Below are 18,241 nucleotides of genomic sequence, written 5' to 3'. Positions count from 1 at the left end.
CCGCTATGGAGGAGCAAGCGGAACGCCGCTCCGCTAGCAAAGATACGGAGCGACGTTCCGCTCGGCAAGCGGCGGAGCTCAGCCGATCGTGCGGGCCAGCCTGTCCAATGCCGTGTCGGTGAGCCGGTACACGGTCCACTCGTCCATCGCGGTGGCGCCGAGGGCCTTGTAGAAGCCGGTGGCCGGGTTCCAGTCCAGCACCGACCACTCCAGCCGCGCGTAGCCGTGGTCCACGCACTCCTTCGCCAGCGTGGCCAGCAGCGCCTTGCCGAGGCCGGAGCCGCGCAGTTCGGGGCGCACGTACAGGTCTTCGAGGTAGATGCCGTGCACGCCGCGCCACGTGGAGAAGTTCAGGAACCACAGCGCGAAGCCGACGATGTCGCCGTCCTGCTCGGCGACGTGGCCGAACACGGCCGGCGCCTCGCCGAACAACGCCGCGTGCAGCTTCTCGGACGTCAGCCGGCACTCCGCCGGCGCCTTCTCGTAGGTGGCGAGGTCTCGCACCAGCTGCACGAGGGTGTCCACATCGGACTCCTGTACGCGGCGGATTCGGCTGTCGGCCAAGGTGGTCTCCGTCAGGACGGCGGGATGTTGAGGTGCTCGATCTTGGGCTCGCCCCGCTCGTCGCCGAGCACCGAGACCCCGGCCGGATCGAGTCCGAAGTGGACTCCGGCGGTCGCGGGCAGGCCCAGCCAGCGGGCCACCAGCACCCGGCTGAAGTGCCCGTGCCCGACGAGGACGACCTCGGTGTCGGCGAGCGCGGCGCGCACCCGCGCCAGCAGCCTATCGGCACGCGCGCCCACCTGGTCGGCGGTTTCCCCGCCGGGGATCGGCCCGTGCCACACCGTCCAGTCGGGCACGGTCTCCCGGATCTGCGGGGTGGTGACGCCCTCGTAGTCGCCGTAGTCCCATTCGGCGAGGTCCTCGGTCCGCTCGTTCACGACGAGGCCCGCCAGTTCGGCCGTGCGCACCGCGCGCTGCCGCGGGCTGCTCAGCACGAGCGCGGGGCCCTTGCGCAGCCCGCCGAGCGTCAGCCCGGCGGCGCGCGCCTGGTTCTCGCCCGCCGGAGTCAGCGGGATGTCGGTGCGCCCGGTGTGCCTGCCGTTCACCGACCACTCGGTCTGGCCGTGCCGGAGGAGGAAGAGCTCGTGGTCCACGGTTGCGAACATAGCAAGCGGTCTGCTTTGCTACTCGCGAGTAACCAAGGAGGTGCGGTGACCCAGACCTACGCGATGTGGTCGAAGCTCGCCGGGCTGCCGGGCGGGAAGCGGCTCTTCTCGGCCGCGGTGTGCCTGCGTGCGCCCTATTTCGGCACGGTGCTGCCCACCGTGCGGGAGCTGCGGGCGGGTCGCTGCGAGGTGACCGCGCCGAAGTGGTGGGGTGTCCACAACCACATCGGCACTTTTCACGCGATCGCGGCATGCAACCTCGCCGAGATCGCGATGGGCATGCTCGCGGAGGCGACCGTGCCCGCCACGCACCGGTGGCTGCCGAAGGGGATGACGGTCTCCTACGTCGCCAAGGCGAAGACGCGGCTGCGGGCGGTCGCCGAGCTGCCGGAGCTGCCGGAGTTCGGCGACGAGGGCTTCGACCTCCCGGTGCCCGTGACGATCACCGACACCGCCGGGCGGCCCGTCGTGACCGCCACGATCACCATCTGGGTCACCAGGAAGGGCTGAACCGATTTTCCTTGCGGCATAAGGAGCAAAGCGTAGTTAACGGCGTTTACAAAACCCCGGCGAACCGCATAGGGTCGCCGCATGTCTCCCCACTCCCTCTCCCGTAGGCGTTTTCTCGGTGCGGCGGCGCTCGGTACCGCGGCGGCCGCCGGGCTCGGCACGATTTCCTTGCGCGGCACCGCTTCCGCCGCCGAAGCGGACTTCTCGCCCGCTGTGATCATCGGCACCGGCTACGGCGCCGCGGTCACGGCGCTGCGGCTCGGCGCGGCCGGGATCCCCACCGTCATGCTGGAGATGGGGCAGCTGTGGAACACGCCGGGCAGCGACGGCAAGGTGTTCCCGAACATGCTGAACCCGGACAAGCGCGCGATGTGGTTCAAGACGCGCACCGAGGCGCCGCTCGCGTCGTTCCTCTGGCTCGACCTGGCGAACCGGAACATCGACCCGTACGCGGGCGTGCTCGACCGGGTGCACTTCGGCGACATGTCGGTGTACGTGGGCCGCGGCGTCGGTGGCGGCTCACTGGTCAACGGCGCGATGGCCGTGGTGCCGAAGCGCTCGTACTTCGAGCAGATCCTGCCCCGGGTCGACGCCGACGAGATGTACGGCAAGTACTACCCGCGGGCGAACGCCGGTCTCGGCGCCAACAGCGTCGACACCACGTGGTTCGAGACCTGCGACTCGTACCAGTACGCCCGCGTCTCGCGGAAGCACGCCCACAACGCGGGCCTCGCCACGACGTTCGTGCCGAGCGTCTACGACTTCGACTACATGCGCCGCGAGGAGGCCAACGAGGTGCCGCGCTCGGCGCTGGCGTCCGAGGTCATCTACGGCAACAACTACGGGAAGCGCTCGCTCGACAAGAGCTACCTCGCCGCGGCGCTGGGCACCGGCAACGTGACCATCCGCACGCTGCACGAGGTGCGTGACATCGCGCAGCAGCCCGACGGCACGTACACGCTGACGGTGCGGCAGAGCGACGCGGAAGGCAACGTGCTCGCGACGAAGCAGCTCGGCGCGAAGTACCTGTTCCTGGGCGCGGGCAGCCTCGGTTCCACCGAGCTGCTCGTGCGCGCCCGCGAGACCGGGAAGCTGCCCGAGCTGAACGACGCCGTCGGCCAGGGCTGGGGCACCAACGGGAACGTGATGCTCGGGCGCGCGAACCACGTGTGGGACGCCGTGGGCTCGCTCGAATCCGGGATGCCGGCGCTGGGGATCGACGCTTGGAACGACCCGAAGTACCCCGTGTTCGCGGAGATCGCGCCCGTGCCCGCGGGCATCGAGACGTGGGCGAGCCTGTACCTCGCGATCACCCGCAACCCCGAGCGCGGCTACTTCACCTACGACGCGGCGAGCGACTCGGCGCGGCTGCAGTGGGAGATCTCGCAGGGGCAGCCGTCGATCGACGCGGCGAAGAACCTGTTCGACAGGATCAACTCCGCGAACGGCACGGTGTACCGGTACGACCTGTTCGGCGACACGCGGGCCTTCGAGAACCGGTTCACCTACCACCCGCTGGGCGGGCTCGTGCTCGGCGAGGCGACCGACCTCTACGGGCGCGTGAAGGGCTACCGGAACCTGTACGTCATGGACGGCTCGCTCATCCCCGGCAGCACGGGGGTGAACCCGTTCGTGACGATCACCGCGCTCGCCGAGCGCAACGTCGAGCGCATCCTCGCCGAGGACGTCAGCTGAGCGACGCGTAGTGGGCCACGCAGGCCGCGTAGCTGGGCAGCAGCCCGGCCGCCTCCGCCTCGGCGAGCGTCGGGGCGGAGGCGTCCTTTTCGGACAGGATCCGCTCGATCCCCTCCGGCCACGGCAGGTCCAGCGCGGGGTCGAGCGGGGTGATGCCGTGCTCGCCGCCGGGGTTGTACCCGGTCGAGCACAGGTACGACATGGCCGTGTTGTCCTCCAGTGCCACGAAACCGTGCCCGAGGCCCTCCGCGATGTACACGGCGCGGAAGTCCACCGAGTCGAGCCGCACCGCGTCCCACCGGCCGAACGTCGGGGAGCCCACGCGGAGGTCGACGACGACATCGAGCAGCGCCCCGCTCGGGCAGTAGACGTACTTCGCCTGACCGGGTGGCGTGTCGGCGAAGTGCAGCCCGCGGATGGTGCCGCGCCGCGACACGCTGTGGTTGGTCTGGGCCAGGTGCATCGGGTGCCCGACGGCCTCGACGAGCGCCGGCTCCTGCAGCGGCGCCACGAACAGCCCCCGGTTGTCGGGGAACTGCTGCGGGGTGAACTCGTAAGCGTCCTTCACGGCCAGCTCGCGCACCTTCATGGGAAGAAATAGTACGGAAGAGCTCTCAAGCCGGACGGACGTCTTGTTATACCGGCATTGACCAGCAATTTTTGTGACGTGAACCGCACCTGGTCTGCACGAGTGGCACCGGGCCTGTCAGACTGGGGGGACCGCCGCGTCCGTGGCCGTCGCCTCACCAAGGGCTGGGACGGCCCGATCAGGACGCCTGGCCGGTAGGGCGGCGCCACCGCGCCGGGCTGCCGAGCAGCAGGGCAATCACACTCGCTCGCAGTCCCGGGAGGGATTCGACCATGACTCAAGCTCAGACGACAGGGAAGGCGATGGAGCGCGAAGACGACCACTCGCCGGTGTCGGACGACGAAATCTTCGCCGGTCACGAGGGCGGCAAGCTCGCCGTCGCCGCCACGCGGCCGATCTCGCGGCCCCGCGACCTGTCCGTCGCCTACACCCCCGGTGTGGCGAAGGTCAGCCGCGCCATCGCCGAGGACGCCGCGCTCGCCCAGCGCTACACGTGGGCCGACCGGCTCGTCGTCGTGGTGAGCGACGGCACCGCGGTGCTCGGTCTCGGGGACATCGGCGCCAGCGCGTCGCTGCCCGTGATGGAGGGCAAGTCGGTGCTGTTCAAGACCTTCGGCGGGCTCGACTCGATCCCGCTGGTGCTCGACACCACCGACGTGGACGAGATCGTCGAGACGCTGGTGCGGCTGCGCCCGTCGTTCGGCGCCGTCAACCTGGAGGACATCTCCGCGCCGCGCTGCTTCGAGCTGGAGGACAAGCTCAAGGCGGCGCTGGACTGCCCGGTCATGCACGACGACCAGCACGGCACGGCCATCGTCACGCTCGCCGCGCTGCGCGGGGCCAACCTGGTGCTCGGCAAGGACATCGCCGACCAGCGCGTGGTGATCTCCGGGGCGGGCGCGGCCGGCGTGGCGTGCGCGCGGATCCTGCAGGAGGCCGGCATCGGCGACGTGACGCTGCTGGACTCGAAGGGCATCGTCTCGGGCCGCGCGGGGCTGAACCCGGTCAAGGAGCAGCTCGCGGGCACCACGAACAAGGCGGGCCTGACCGGCGGGCTCGCCGACGCGCTGCGCGGGGCGGACGTGTTCCTCGGTCTGTCCGGCGCCACCATCGACGAGTCGCTGCTGGGCACGATGGCCGACGACGCGATCGTGTTCGCGCTGTCCAACCCGGACCCGGAGGTCCACCCGGCCGTCGCGGCCCGGTACGCGGCGATCGTGGCCACCGGCCGCAGTGACTTCCCGAACCAGATCAACAACGTGCTGGCCTTCCCCGGCGTGTTCCGGGGCGCGCTCGACGCGGGCGCGCGGGCGATCACGGAGAACATGAAGCTGGCGGCCGCGGACGCGATCGTCGCCGTGGCGCAGGACGACCTGGGCCCGGACCGCATCGTGCCGAGCCCGCTCGACCCGCGGGTGGCGCCCGAGGTCGCCGCGGCCGTGGCGAAGGCGGCGGTGGAAGACGGCGTTGCGGGTTAGGCTGGCGCGCAAGCTGTTGTGGACGGCCGGTCTTCCGTGGCGGGAGACCGGCCGTTTTCCGGAGGAGGCGGGCTGTGGGGATCGAGTTCCGGGGTGTGACGAAGCAGTACCCCGACGGCACGGTGGCGGTCGACGACCTGAGCCTGACCGTCGAGGACGGCACGATCACGGTGTTCGTCGGCCCGTCCGGCTGCGGCAAGACCACCTCGCTGCGGATGATCAACCGCATGGTCGAGCCGACCTCCGGCGCGGTCCTGCTGGACGGCAAGGACGTGCGTGAGTCCGATCCGCCGGTGCTGCGGCGCGGGATCGGCTACGTGATCCAGAACGCCGGCCTGTTCCCGCACCGGACGGTGCTGGACAACGTCGCGACGGTGCCGCTGCTGTCCGGCTGGGGCAAGCGGAAGGCGCGTGACCGGGCGGCGGAGCTGCTGACGACGGTCGGGTTGCCCGAGGAGCTGGGCAAGCGGTATCCGGCGCAGCTCTCAGGCGGGCAGCAGCAGCGCGTCGGCGTCGCGCGGGCGTTGGCCGCGGACTCCCCGGTGCTGCTGATGGACGAACCGTTCTCCGCGGTCGATCCCATCGTGCGGGAAGGCTTGCAGGACGAGCTGCTGAGGCTGCAGTCTCGGCTGGGCAAGACGATCGTGTTCGTCACCCACGACATCGACGAGGCGGTGCGGCTCGGCGACAAGGTCGCCGTGATGCGGGTGGGCGGGAAGCTCGCCCAGTACGGCACTCCGGCCGAGGTGCTGCGGCACCCGGTGGACGACTTCGTGGCGTCGTTCGTGGGGCGTGACAGGGGTTACCGCGGTCTGTCCTTTGTGGAGTCCGACGGCGTCGAGGTGAAGGACGTCGCGACCGTGGCGCTGGGTGAAACCCTCGCGGGGGCAGTCGGCGACTGGCGGCTCGCCGTGAACGCCGACGGGCACCCGCGGGGCTGGCTCGCACCCGAGACCACTGTGGACGGTCCGCTGGCGGAAGAGGACCTGGTGGCGGGCGGTTCCCTGTACCAGCGGGGCACGGCGGTCCGGGGTGCGCTGGATGCCGCGCTCTCCTCGCCGTCGGGTCTCGGCGTGGTGGTGGACGACGACGGCCGGGTGGTCGGTGCCGTCACCGCGCGCCAGATACTCGACGTGCTCGAAAGCCGCGCCTGAGCCTACTTTCGGCCGGGGCCGTTCGGCTCATCCCGGTGACCAGGCGAAAGTTCCTCCTACTTTCGGCTGGGGCTGATCGAGTGCAGGGCCTTCCGGTGCTGGGAAAATCCCTTTTACGCTCGGCGGTGCATTCGCGACGTGAATGCTTTTCACCCCTTGCGGTCCGGTGAGTCCTTACCGGACCGGCCCTGCCAAGGAGGAATGCCTGCCGTGCGCAACCCCACCCGATTCACGCGCAAACCGCTCGCCGCACTCGGCCTGGCCGCGGCCGTGGCGACGATCGCGGCGGTCGCCACCAGCGCCCCCGCGATGGCCAAGGAAGGCTCCATCGTCGGCGCCGGCGGTGCCGACGCGATCAAGGACAGCTACATCGTCGTGCTGAAGGACACCGCGTCGCCGGTCGACGCGCTGGCCGCGAAGCTCGGCGGCGTCGTGCACAAGAAGTACACGACCGCGCTCAAGGGCTACTCGGCCACGATGAGCGAGAGCCAGGCGAAGCGCGCCGCGGCCGACCCCGCGGTCGCTTTCGTCGAGCAGAACCGGACCTTCCACATCACGGCGACCCAGTCGAACCCGCCGTCGTGGGGCCTGGACCGGGTGGACCAGCGCAACCTGCCGCTCGACAGCAGCTACACGTACTCGACCACCGCGTCGAACGTGCACGCGTACATCATCGACACCGGCATCAACCTGACGCACAGCGACTTCGGTGGGCGCGCCAAGTCCGGCTACGACTTCGTGGACAACGACAGCAACGCCACCGACTGCAACGGCCACGGCACGCACGTCGCCGGAACCGTCGGCGGGAGCACGTACGGTCTGGCGAAGGGCGTGCAGCTGACCGCGGTGCGGGTGCTGGACTGCTCGGGCTCCGGCTCCTACGACGGGGTGATCGCCGGGATCGACTGGGTCGCGCAGAACGCGGTCAAGCCGGCGGTGGCGAACATGAGCCTCGGCGGCAGTGCGTCCAGCTCGGTGGACAGTGCGGTGCGCAACGCGATCTCGGCGGGCGTCACGTTCGCGATCGCCGGCGGCAACGACAACGCGAACGCGTGCAACTACTCCCCGGCCCGCACCGCGGAGGCCATCACGGTCGGCGCGACGACGAGCACCGACGCGCGGGCGAGCTACTCCAACTACGGCAGCTGCCTGGACATCTTCGCCCCGGGCAGCAGCATCAAGTCGGACTGGATCGGCAGCACGACGGCGACGAACACCATCAGCGGCACCTCGATGGCAACCCCGCACGTGACCGGCGCGGCGGCGCTGTACCTGGCCACCCACACCACGGCGTCCCCCGCCACGGTGCGGAACGCCCTGGTGGCAGCGGCGACCACCGGCAAGGTGACCAGCGCGGGCAGCGGAAGCCCGAACGCCTTGCTGTACACGGGCCAGTAAGGGATTTGGCGAAAGCCCCTTCCGCGCAGCGGGAGGGGCTTTCGCAAGGAAAACCCCAGAGTTGGGTGGTCATCCCGTCGCCTGGCTCAGGACCATCACTTTGAGCCAGGCCCGCAACCTTTTTCGAGACCGCAGCTGGTCATGCCAAGCTTGCGGGTCTGGGTCAAAGTGATATGCACAAACCGCAGGCGACGGGATGACCACTCAACTCGACCACCCACCTGAGGTGAGATCCCTTTGGGCCCGGCCATCCCGGAGCCTGCCCGCCGGCGAGGCATTCTTTTCCTCTCTGGTCCCAGCGTGGTCACCAGCGGTGGGCCGGGCGTGGCCGCCCTCCAATGCCCGGCCACCCCCGCCCCATCCCCTTGATCGTTTAACGGTTGGCTCACCGCGTCAAGGGCGCCTTCGGCGTCGCTTCGCGATCGCTGCGCGACCCTTGACCCGGTGAGCCAACCGCTAATGCAGCTGGGGATCGGGGACGGGGGAGGCCTGGGCGTGTGCCGGGCCTTCTTTGTTGCCGGGTGCCTGTTTCTGTTTGTGGGGAACATAAAAACCGCCCCCTCCCTGTGGTGGGAGGGGGCGGCTGTCTTGTGTGCTTACTCGAAGGCCTTGGCGATCAGGGCCTTCTGCTCGACCTCGTGCACCTTGGACGAACCGGCGCTCGGGGCGGCCATCGGGCGGCGGGCGACCACCTGGAGGCCCGACAGCAGGTCCGGGAACTTCCGGGGCAGGTGGAGGCCGAAGAAGGGCCAACCGCCCTGGTTTTCCGGTTCCTCCTGCACCCAGGCGACCTCCGTGGCGCTCGTGTAGCGCTCCAGCGCCGCACGCAGCTTCTTGAGCGGCAGCGGGTAGTACTGCTCGATCCGCACGATCGCGACGTCGTCGGCCTCGCGCTTGGCGCGTTCCGCGACCAGCTCCCAGTACAGCTTCCCGGAGGTGAGCAGCACCTTGCGGGCCTTCTCCGGCTCCACCTGCACGTCGTCGATCACCGACATGAACTTCGACTGGCCGGTGAAGTCCTCGACAGACGAGGTGGCCGCCTTGTTGCGCAGCATGCTCTTCGGCGTGAAGACGATCATCGGACGACGAATGCCGTCCAGGGCGTGCCGCCGCAACAGGTGGAAGTAGTTCGCCGGGGTGGACGGCACGGCCACCGTCATCGAACCCTCCGCGCACAGCTGCAGGAACCGCTCGATCCGGCCCGACGTGTGGTCCGGACCCTGACCCTCGTGCCCGTGCGGCAGCAACAGCACCACGTCCGACAGCTGGCCCCACTTGGCCTCACCCGACGAGATGTACTCGTCGATCACCGTCTGCGCGCCGTTGACGAAGTCGCCGAACTGCGCCTCCCACAGCACCAGCGCCTCGGAGTTCGCCACCGAGTAGCCGTACTCGAAGCCCACCGCCGCGTACTCGGACAGCGCCGAGTCGTACACCATCACGCGACCCTGGTTCTCGCCCAGGTTCTGCAGCGGCGCGTACTCCTTGCCGGTCTTGCGGTCGATCAGCACCGAGTGCCGCTGCGTGAACGTGCCACGCCGCGAGTCCTGGCCGGACAACCGCACCAGGCGGCCCTCCAGCGCGAGCGAACCGAACGCCAGCAGCTCGCCGAACGCCCAGTCGATCCCGCCCTCGCGGGCCATCTTCGCGCGCCGCTCCAGCACCGGCTTCACGCGCGGGTGCGGGTTGAAGCCCTCCGGCACGTTCAGGAACGCGTCACCGATGCGCTCGATGACCTCGCGCGACACCGCCGTCGGGACCTTGGCCGGGACCTGCTGCTCACCCTCCACCGACGGGCTCGCCTTCGCCGGGTGCTTCTCCAGCTCGCGCACCTCGTTGAACACGTGCTCCAGCTGGCTGGAGAAGTCACGCAGCGCGGCCTCGGCCTCGTCGACGGAGATGTCACCACGGCCGATCAGCGCCTCGGTGTAGGTCTTCCGCACCGAGCGCTTCGTGTCGATGATGTCGTACATCGCCGGCTGCGTCATCGACGGGTCGTCGCCCTCGTTGTGGCCGCGGCGGCGGTAGCAGATCATGTCGATGATGACGTCCTTGTTGAACGCCTGGCGGTACTCGACGGCCAGCTTGGCCACCCAGTGCGCGGCCTCCGGGTCGTCACCGTTGACGTGGAAGATCGGCGCACCGATCATCTTCGCCACGTCCGTCGCGTACTGCGAGGAGCGCGAGTTCTCCGGCGCCGTGGTGAAACCGACCTGGTTGTTGATGATGATGTGCACGGTGCCGCCGGTGCGGTAACCACGCAGCAGCGCCAGGTTCAGCGTCTCCGCCACCACACCCTGGCCCGCGAACGCCGCGTCGCCGTGCAGCAGCACCGGCAGCACGGTGAAGCCCTGGCCGTCCTGGTCGCCCTTGTCGAGGATGTCCTGCTTCGCGCGGACGATGCCCTCCAGCACCGGGTCCACGGTCTCCAGGTGCGACGGGTTGGACGCCAGCGACACCTTCGTCTCGCCGTCGCCGAACATGCGGAAGTACTTGCCCTCCGCGCCCAGGTGGTACTTCACGTCACCGGAACCGTGCGCCTGGCCCGGGTCCAGGTTGCCCTCGAACTCGCGGAAGATCTGCGAGATCGGCTTGCCGACGATGTTGGCCAGCACGTTCAGGCGGCCGCGGTGCGGCATGCCGATGACGACCTCGTCGAGCTCGTGCTCCGCGGCCTTGTCCAGCACGGTGTCCAGCAGCGGGATCACCGTCTCGCCGCCCTCCAGCGAGAACCGCTTCTGGCCGACGTACTTGGTCTGCAGGAACGTCTCGAACGCCTCGGCCGCGTTCAGCTTCGACAGGATGTACTTCTGCACGTTGGGGTCCGGCTTCGCGTGCGGGACCTCCACCCGGTCCTGGATCCAGCGGCGCTCCTCCGGGTCCAGGATGTGGGTGTACTCGACGCCGACGGTGCGGCAGTAGGAGTCGCGCAGCACGCCGAGCACGTCGCGCAGCTTCATCTTCTCCTGGCCCGCGAACCCGCCGACCGCGAACTCGCGGTCGAGGTCCCACAGGGTCAGGCCGTGCGACAGGACGTCGAGGTCCTCGTGGCGGCGCTGGCGGTAGTTCAGCGGGTCGGTGTCGGCCATCAGGTGGCCGCGCATCCGGTACGCGTCGATCAGCTCCAGCACGCGGGCGGTCTTGTCGATCCCGCCCTCGGGGATGTCGGAGACCCAGCGGACCGGCTCGTACGGCAGCCGCAGCGACGTGAAGATGTCGTCGTAGAAGCCGTCCTCGCCGAGCAGCAGCTCGTGGATGCGCTTGAGGTACTCACCGGACTCCGCGCCCTGGATGATGCGGTGGTCGTACGTCGAGGTCAGCGTCATGATCTTGCTGATGCCGAGCTCCACCAGCGTCTTCTCGCTGGTGCCCTCGAAGTGCGCCGGGTACTGCATCGCACCCACACCGATGATCGCGCCCTGACCCGCCTGCAGCCGCGGCACCGAGTGGTTGGTGCCGATGCCGCCCGGGTTGGTCAGCGAGATGGTGGTGCCGGAGAAGTCGTCGGCGGTGAGCTTGTTGTTGCGCGCCTTCTTGACGATGTCCTCGTAGGCCTGCCAGAACTGGAGGAACGACATGTTCTCCGTGTTCTTGATGGAGGCCACCACGAGGGTGCGGCCGCCGTCCTTGCCCTTCATGTCGATGGCGAGGCCGAGGTTCACGTGCTCCGGCGTGACGGCGAACGGCTTCCCGTCGATCAGCTCGTAGTGCCGGTTCATGTTCGGGAACGCCTGCAGCGCGCGCACCATCGCGTACCCGATGAGGTGCGTGAAGGAGATCTTCCCGCCGCGGGTGCGCTTGAGGTGGTTGTTGATGACGATCCGGTTGTCCGCCATGAGCTTCGCCGGGACGGCGCGCACGCTGGTGGCGGTGGGGACGCTCAGCGAGGCGTCCATGTTCTTCGCGATGGCGGCGGCCGCGCCGCGCAGCTGCTTGGTCTCCTGCTGGCCGCCCTTGGCGGCGGCGGCGGTGGCCTGCGGCTTGGCGGCGGCGGGCTGGGCCTTCGCCGGGGCGGCCTTCGCGGCCGGCTCGGTCTTGGCGGGAGCGGTCTTCGCGGTGGCGGCCTGGGTCTTCGCGGGGGCCGGCTTGGTGGCCTGGCCGTTGGTCTCCTGCTTCGGCTGCGCGGCCTGCGGCGCGCTGCCCGCGTTGTCCGGCTTGGTCTCCGGCGTCTGCGTCGGCTTGAAGTCGGAGAAGAAGTCATGCCAGGCGGCATCTACTGAAGAGGGGTCGGCGAGGAACTGGTCGTACATCTCCTCGACGAGCCACTCGTTGGGGCCGAACTGTGACGCAGGGCTGCTGCTGGACACGGCAGGGACTCGCCTCTATCCATCTCGTTCTTGTTGTCCGCTGATGCGCCTACCAGGCTAACCCCCCGGCTCGGGAGGTTGTGATCGAAGTGGTGCATCTCCGTCGCACCGTCGTTTGGGATTGCTCACTTGATCGATGCAGGGCTCGATTCCGATGCTACTGGACGGAACGCACTGCCTGCGGGAACCTGGCGGAACCGGACAACCGTGCGCGACGTCCGTAAGGAAGACGAAAGGGGAGCGGACCGGTGGCGGAACTCGACGACATGGCCCGCATGGTGGACGACTGGGAGCGCGACGCGAAGGCGAAAGCGGCCCGCTACCAGCGGATGCAGCAGGAGGTCGAGGGCATCTCCATCACCGGCTCGGCGGCGAACGGCGCGGTCAGGGTCACGGTGGGGGCCAACGGGATCCCGACGGGCGTGGCGATGACGGACGGGGTGCGCAAGCTCAGCCCGGACGAGATCGCGGCAGCCGTGCTCACCGCCATGCAGCAGGCGCAGTCGCGGTATCCCCAGCGAATTCGGGAAATAGTCGCGGAAACCGTGGGGGACGACGAAACGAGCCGCCACATAGTGGCCACCGCGGAGGAGAACTTCCCGCCGCCGCCCGAGGAGGAGCCCGCGCCCGAGGCGCCCGGCAGGCAGCTGCGCATCGAGACCGAGGCCGACGAGCAGCAGGCGCCGCCGCCACCGCCGCGCCCGCGGCCGAAGCGCCCCGACGACGGCGACGACGACTTCGGCAACCAGACGTTCCTGCGGCGCGACTAGGGGGATCGCATGACCGACGGGTACCAGGTACTCACCGACGAGCTCACCACGCACGCCGGCAAGGTGGACGGCCTCGCCGAGCGACTGGCCACCGCCGTGCAGGCGGCGCAGCAGGTGACGATGGACAACAGCGCGTACGGCGTGATCTGCCAGCCGTTCGCGCTGCTGCTCGACCCGTTCGAGCAGATGGGCGTCCGCGCGCTGCAGGCCGCGCAGGAGTCCGTCGCCGACACCGCCGCGAAGGTGCGTGACGCGGTCCAGACCTACGAGAAGCAGGACCAGACCACGGGCGACGCGATCAAGGCGCTCGGGAAGCCGCTCGATGGGTAACCCGCTCGTCGCGCAGGCGCAGTCGCAGACGACGGGGGTCACGGGGATCGGGATCGCCGAGTCGGCGGTGGATCTGGCCAACGGGGTCAAGGACGGGTCGTGGGTCGAGGTCGGGCTGGGTGCCGTCGGGGTGGGGATGGAAGCCCTGTCGATGGTGGTGGATCCGATCGGGACGCTGGCGCAGTACGGGGCGTCGTGGTTGATCGAGCACGTGCAGCCGTTGAAGGAGGCGCTGGATTGGCTGGCGGGGGATCCGCCGGTGATCCAGTCCTTCGCCGACACGTGGGGCAACGTCGCCGGTGAGGTGGCCGCGGTTGCGGGGGATTTGCGGGCGGAGGTCACCAATGGCACGGCGGGCTGGTCGGGTACCGGCGCGGAGGGCTATCGGGGGCGGGTGGCGGAGCAGACGGACGCGCTGGCGGGGGCGGCGACGCTGGCGGACGGGATTTCCACCGGTGTGATGGTGATGGGCCAGGTCGTGGCGATGGTGCGGGAGACCGTGCGCGATCTGGTGGCGGAGCTGGTGGGGAAGCTGATTTCGTGGGTGCTGGAGGAGGCGTGCACGCTGGGGTTCGCCACCCCGCTGGTGGCGGCGCAGGCCACCACGGCGATCACGAGCACGATCACCAAGGTTTCGGACCTGGTGCGCAAGCTGCTCAAGACGATCGGCAACGTGACCCCGAAGATCCGGCGGATCGTGGACAAGCTCGGGGAGATCATCGAGAAACTGGCGAAGCTGGGCAAGAAGTTCGCCCGCCGCGCCGACGGCGCCACCACCCCCTCGGCGGCCCACTCCCTCGACACCCCCGACGTGCACAGCCCCGACGCGCCACACGCACCGGACACGCCGGATGGCGCGGACCTGCCCGGCGCCAGTCACCCCGGCGACGGCACCACAGCGGGTTCGAGCCGTCCCGGTGACCCGGCGGAGACCAAGACCCCGGAAGACGCGCGGGTGTGCGAGAACGACCCGATCGACGTCGCGACCGGCGAGATGGTGCTGGGGCAGACCGACGTCGACCTCCCGGGTGTGCTGCCGCTGCTGCTGCGCCGCACCCACGTCTCGTCCTACCGCGCCGGCCGCTCGTACGGGCGCAGCTGGGCGTCGACCTTGGACCAACGGGTCGAGGTCGACGCGGCGGGCGTCGTGTACGTCGCCGAGGACGGGATGCTGCTGGTGTACCCGGCACCACCGGCCGACGGTCCGGTGCTGCCCGAAATGGGGCCCCGGTGGCCGTTGTCGCGGACCGTGGACGGAGGGTTCACCGTCGAGCGGGGGAAAACGGGGCAGCGCCTGCACTTCGCGCCCGGCACCGGACTGCTGCGCGAGGTGCGCGACCGCAGCGGGAACCGGATCGAGTTCGACCGGGACGCCACCGGCGCCCCCACGGCGGTCCGGCATTCGGGCGGCTACGAGCTGGCCGTCGCGACCGACCGCGGCCTGATCACCGCGCTGTCCCTGCAAGACGAGCACGGTGGCGAAATCCCGGTGGTCCGGTACCGCTACGACGACGCGGGACGGCTGGCCGAGGTGCTCAACTCCTCGGGGGCGGCGCTGCGGTTCGACTACGACCTCGCGGGCCGGATCACGCAGTGGACCGACCGCAACGGCGAGTGGTACCGCTACCGCTACGACGAACGCGGCCGCTGCGTGGCGAACGAGGGCTCGGGCGGCTACCTCGACGGCACCTTCTCCTACGAAGATGGCATCACCCGCTTCACCGACGCGCTCGGCCACACCACCGTCTACCGGGTCAACGAGCGACGCCAGATCGTCGCCGAGACCGACCCGCTCGGCCACACCACCACCCAGGAGTGGGACGAGTTCGACCGGCTGGTGTCCCGGACCGATCCGTTGGGCCACACCACGACCTACCGCTACGACGAGGACGGCAACCTCACCACGATCACCCGCCCCGACGGCACGCAGGCGCTGGCGGAGTACGGCGAACTCGGCCGTCCCGTCGTCACCGTCGACCCGGACGGTGCGGTGTGGCGGCGGACCTACGACGACGCCGGCCGGGTCACCACGGTCACCGATCCCACCGGCGCCACCACCCGGTGCGAGTACGACGGCACGGGCCAGCTCGTCAAGGTGACCGACGAGCTGGGCCGCGTGCACCGCACCGAGACCGACGCCGCGGGCCTGCCGGTTGCCGACATCGACGTGCACGGCAACGTCACCCGCTACCGGCGCGACCAGTTCGGCCGCGTCGTCGAGATCACCGACCCCACCGGCGCGACGACCACACTGACGTGGACGGTCGAGGGCAGGCTGCTGTCGCGGACGCATCCCGGCGGCGGCGTCGAGCGGTGGCGCTACGACGGCGAAGGCAACCAGGTCGAGTACGTCGACGCGCTGGGCCAGGTCACGCGGGTCCGCACCACGCACTTCGACCTGCCCGCCGCGCACGTCCGCCCCGACGGCAGCAGCCTGACCTTCGCCTACGACCCGACGCTCAAGCTCCGGTCGGTGACCGACTCCCGCGGCCAGGTCTGGCGCTACGAGTACGACGACGCGGGACGCCTCGTCGCCGAGACCGACTTCAACGGGCGGACCGTGCGCTACCGGCACGACGCGGCCGGGCGGCTCGTCGCGCGGATCAACGGCAACCAGGAGGAGATCACCTACCGGCGCGACCGGCTGGGCAACGTGGTCGAGCGCAGCCACGGCGACGTGGTCGAGACCTTCGAGCACGACCCGGTGGGCCGTCTCGTCCGGGCGCGCAACGCGGACGCGGACCTCTTGCTGACCCGCGACGCGGTGGGCCGGGTGCTGGCCGAGGGCAGCAACGGGCGCTTCGTCGTGTCGGAGTACGACCGGATCGGCCGCCGGACCCGGCGGCGCACCCCCACCGGGGCCGAAACGGTGTGGCGGTACGGCATGGGCGGGCGGCCCGACTCTCTGCGCACGGCCGGGCACACGATGACCTTCGGCTACGACGGTGCGGGGCGGGAGACCGAGCGGCTGCTCGACAGCGGCACCGTGATCGCGCAGTCCTGGGAGCCCGGCGGCCGGCTGGGCACCCAGACCGTTTCCGCCGTCGCGAGCGCGCGCCACCGGTCGCGGGTGATCCAGCAGCGCCGCTACCACTACCGGCCGGACGGGCACCTCGCCGGAGTCGACGACCTGCTCGCGGGCAACCGGTCGTTCACGCTCGACCCGGCGGCGAGGATCACCGCGGTGACCGGAGCGGGCTGGACCGAGCGCTACGCCTACGACGCGGCGGGCAACGTCACCTCGGCGAGCTGGCCCGACCCGTCCGGTGACGCACAGGGATCGCGCCAGTACGCCGGTTGCGCCGTCACACAGGCCGGGAACGTGCGCTACCGGTACGACGCGCAGGGCCGGGTGATCAGCCGCTCGCGCAAGCGGCTGTCGGCCAAGCCGGAGACCTGGCACTACACGTGGAACGCCGACGACCGGCTGGTCGAGGTGGCCACCCCGGACGGGACGCGCTGGCGCTACCTCTACGACCCGCTCGGCAGGCGGATCGCGAAACTCCGGCTCGCCGGGAGCGCGGTCGCCGAGCGGATCGACTTCTGCTGGGACGGCATGGTCCTCGCCGAGCAGATCCGCTCCGACGGCACGGCCACGACGTGGAACTGGGAGCCGGGCACGTTCCGGCCGGTGTCCCAGGTGGAGCGGACGGCACGCGACCAGGAGTGGTTCGACCGCGAGTTCTACTCGATCGTCACCGACCTCGTCGGCACCCCGTCCGAGCTGGTCACGCCGGACGGCACGCTGGCGTGGCGGCGGCGGTCCACGCTGTGGGGGCTCGACCTGCCCGGCGGCGGGGACGGGGCCGACACCCCGCTGCGGTTCCCCGGCCAGTACTACGACCGCGAGTCCGGGCTGCACTACAACCACCACCGGTACTACGACCCGGCCACCGGGCGGTACACGGCGATCGACCCGCTGGGGCTGGCGCCCGCGCCCAACCCGCAGGCGTACGTGCCGAACCCGACGTCCGCGATCGACCCGAGCGGGCTCACGCCGTGCCAGACGTACTACAGCGTCCAGAGCAGGCAGGACGCCGACCGGCTGATCGACAACGGGGGCGAGCCTTGGCCTTCCGGGGTGGATTCGAACGGCCGGCCGCGGTCGGAGCTGGGCGAGGGGCTCTACGCCTGGGAGACGAGGGAGCAGGCGGAGCGGTACCTGGGCGTGATGAGCAGCCGCGAGGGCGCGCCGTCGATGGAGATCGTCGAGCACCGGATCCGGGGCGAGGACTTCGACGGGCTGCGGTCGGCGGACATGAGCACGATGGACGACGACGCCGCGACCGAGCTGTGGCTGTCCGAGGGCAACCACGACTACGACCACATCCGGCGCGTCACCGGGAGGTTCGGCGCCGAGCACTACTTCAGTAGCAGCGTCTACCACCTGTTCCAGAGCACGAGGAGTTCCGGATGACCCGCACCGGGGAGTTCAAGCTGCAGCGGCAGAAGGGTGGCGTCGGCTACTTCGGGCAGGTGCGGGTGCGGGTGGTGCCCGGCGAGGCGGACGTGGTCTGGGCCGTGCCGCCGGAGGACCGGACGTCGTTGCAGCCGCGGCACGACGCGGAGTTCGTGGAGGCGGCGGTAGCCGGTGCCCGGGAGGGGGTCGAGCTGGTGCGGTCGCTGGGGGTGGACGTGGCACGGGTGGAGGTCGTGCACGCGCAGCTGAACGTCACGGACATCGAGGAGAGCGCGGTGCGGGCCGCGGCCGCGCTGGCGGTGGGCGAGGCGTTCGGCGTGGCGGACCGGCTGGTGCTGACCTTCGACGGCGGCTGGAGGGCGACGACGGCCTAGGAGGGCGGCAGCTGGGGCGCCGACCCGCTGCCGGCCGCCGCCACGCC

The 18,241-nt window shown here is 70.2% G+C and carries 13 protein-coding genes; 9 read left to right on the top strand and 4 right to left on the bottom strand.

Going from position 1 to position 18,241, the window contains the following annotated elements:
* Positions 1–78: 78 nt before the first annotated feature.
* Both FHX82_RS07780 and FHX82_RS07775 read right to left on the bottom strand, forming a co-directional pair.
* A complete protein-coding gene (locus FHX82_RS07780) occupies positions 79–564 on the bottom strand; it encodes a GNAT family N-acetyltransferase (protein ID WP_145935829.1) in 486 nt (161 codons plus the stop codon).
* 11 nt (positions 565–575) lie between these two features.
* The gene (locus FHX82_RS07775) at positions 576–1,157 is read right to left on the bottom strand and encodes an acid phosphatase (RefSeq protein ID WP_145935828.1); all 582 of its coding nucleotides are present in this window, start codon (positions 1,155–1,157) and stop codon (positions 576–578) included.
* Between the two features lie 75 nt (positions 1,158–1,232).
* Between FHX82_RS07775 and FHX82_RS07770 the strand changes: the two genes are divergently transcribed.
* Both FHX82_RS07770 and FHX82_RS07765 read left to right on the top strand, forming a co-directional pair.
* A complete protein-coding gene (locus tag FHX82_RS07770) occupies positions 1,233–1,679 on the top strand; it encodes a hotdog fold domain-containing protein (RefSeq protein ID WP_145935889.1) in 447 nt (148 codons plus the stop codon).
* Between the two features lie 81 nt (positions 1,680–1,760).
* Complete coding sequence (locus FHX82_RS07765) at positions 1,761–3,374, top strand: GMC oxidoreductase (RefSeq protein ID WP_145935827.1); 1,614 nt, start codon at positions 1,761–1,763, stop codon at positions 3,372–3,374.
* On the opposite strand, the gene FHX82_RS07760 is transcribed toward FHX82_RS07765, so the two are convergent.
* A complete protein-coding gene (locus tag FHX82_RS07760) occupies positions 3,367–3,963 on the bottom strand; it encodes a dTDP-4-dehydrorhamnose 3,5-epimerase family protein (RefSeq protein ID WP_145935826.1) in 597 nt (198 codons plus the stop codon). The two genes, FHX82_RS07765 and FHX82_RS07760, sit on opposite strands and share 8 nt — an antisense overlap.
* 272 nt (positions 3,964–4,235) lie before the next feature.
* Between FHX82_RS07760 and FHX82_RS07755 the strand changes: the two genes are divergently transcribed.
* From FHX82_RS07755 to FHX82_RS07745, 3 genes are all read left to right on the top strand, one after another.
* Positions 4,236–5,441 carry an NAD(P)-dependent malic enzyme gene (locus tag FHX82_RS07755; protein ID WP_229880492.1) on the top strand — a complete coding sequence of 402 codons (1,206 nt, stop codon included), beginning with the start codon at positions 4,236–4,238 and terminating at the stop codon, positions 5,439–5,441.
* A 74-nt stretch (positions 5,442–5,515) separates the two neighbouring features.
* Entirely contained in the window at positions 5,516–6,595 is a 1,080-nt protein-coding gene (locus FHX82_RS07750) for an ABC transporter ATP-binding protein (RefSeq protein WP_145935825.1), read from the top strand.
* Between the two features lie 210 nt (positions 6,596–6,805).
* Positions 6,806–7,993, top strand: coding sequence for a S8 family peptidase (locus FHX82_RS07745; RefSeq protein ID WP_373308587.1), 1,188 nt, complete (start codon positions 6,806–6,808; stop codon positions 7,991–7,993).
* A gap of 596 nt (positions 7,994–8,589) precedes the next feature.
* Here the strand turns inward: FHX82_RS07745 and FHX82_RS07740 are convergent.
* Complete coding sequence (locus tag FHX82_RS07740) at positions 8,590–12,300, bottom strand: multifunctional oxoglutarate decarboxylase/oxoglutarate dehydrogenase thiamine pyrophosphate-binding subunit/dihydrolipoyllysine-residue succinyltransferase subunit (RefSeq protein ID WP_145935823.1); 3,711 nt, start codon at positions 12,298–12,300, stop codon at positions 8,590–8,592.
* A 248-nt stretch (positions 12,301–12,548) separates the two neighbouring features.
* Between FHX82_RS07740 and FHX82_RS07735 the strand changes: the two genes are divergently transcribed.
* The 4 genes from FHX82_RS07735 to FHX82_RS07720 are packed head-to-tail and all read left to right on the top strand — an operon-like array spanning position 12,549 to position 18,194.
* Positions 12,549–13,070, top strand: a complete 522-nt coding sequence (locus FHX82_RS07735) for a YbaB/EbfC family nucleoid-associated protein (protein ID WP_145935822.1) — start codon at positions 12,549–12,551, stop codon at positions 13,068–13,070.
* Between the two features lie 9 nt (positions 13,071–13,079).
* A complete protein-coding gene (locus tag FHX82_RS07730; protein ID WP_145935821.1) occupies positions 13,080–13,400 on the top strand; it encodes a type VII secretion target in 321 nt (106 codons plus the stop codon).
* Positions 13,393–17,817, top strand: a complete 4,425-nt coding sequence (locus FHX82_RS07725) for a DUF6531 domain-containing protein (protein ID WP_221215352.1) — start codon at positions 13,393–13,395, stop codon at positions 17,815–17,817. Before FHX82_RS07730 ends, FHX82_RS07725 begins: the two co-directional genes overlap by 8 nt.
* Positions 17,814–18,194, top strand: a complete 381-nt coding sequence (locus tag FHX82_RS07720) for a hypothetical protein (RefSeq protein ID WP_145939225.1) — start codon at positions 17,814–17,816, stop codon at positions 18,192–18,194. Before FHX82_RS07725 ends, FHX82_RS07720 begins: the two co-directional genes overlap by 4 nt.
* Positions 18,195–18,241: the final 47 nt, after the last annotated feature.

The organism is Amycolatopsis bartoniae, from assembly GCF_014191255.1.
Taxonomy (GTDB): Bacteria; Actinomycetota; Actinomycetes; order Mycobacteriales; family Pseudonocardiaceae; genus Amycolatopsis_E; species Amycolatopsis_E bartoniae.
This window is presented reverse-complemented; position numbering and strand designations above follow the sequence as displayed.

Coding starts and splice junctions, on each gene's coding strand:
- FHX82_RS07770 (WP_145935889.1), top strand. CDS start 1,233: ATGTGGTCGAAGCTCGCCGGGCTGCCGGGCGGGAAGCGGCTCTTCTCG.
- FHX82_RS07765 (WP_145935827.1), top strand. CDS start 1,761: ATGTCTCCCCACTCCCTCTCCCGTAGGCGTTTTCTCGGTGCGGCGGCG.
- FHX82_RS07760 (WP_145935826.1), bottom strand. CDS start 3,963: ATGAAGGTGCGCGAGCTGGCCGTGAAGGACGCTTACGAGTTCACCCCG.
- FHX82_RS07755 (WP_229880492.1), top strand. CDS start 4,236: ATGACTCAAGCTCAGACGACAGGGAAGGCGATGGAGCGCGAAGACGAC.
- FHX82_RS07730 (WP_145935821.1), top strand. CDS start 13,080: ATGACCGACGGGTACCAGGTACTCACCGACGAGCTCACCACGCACGCC.
- FHX82_RS07725 (WP_221215352.1), top strand. CDS start 13,393: ATGGGTAACCCGCTCGTCGCGCAGGCGCAGTCGCAGACGACGGGGGTC.
- FHX82_RS07720 (WP_145939225.1), top strand. CDS start 17,814: ATGACCCGCACCGGGGAGTTCAAGCTGCAGCGGCAGAAGGGTGGCGTC.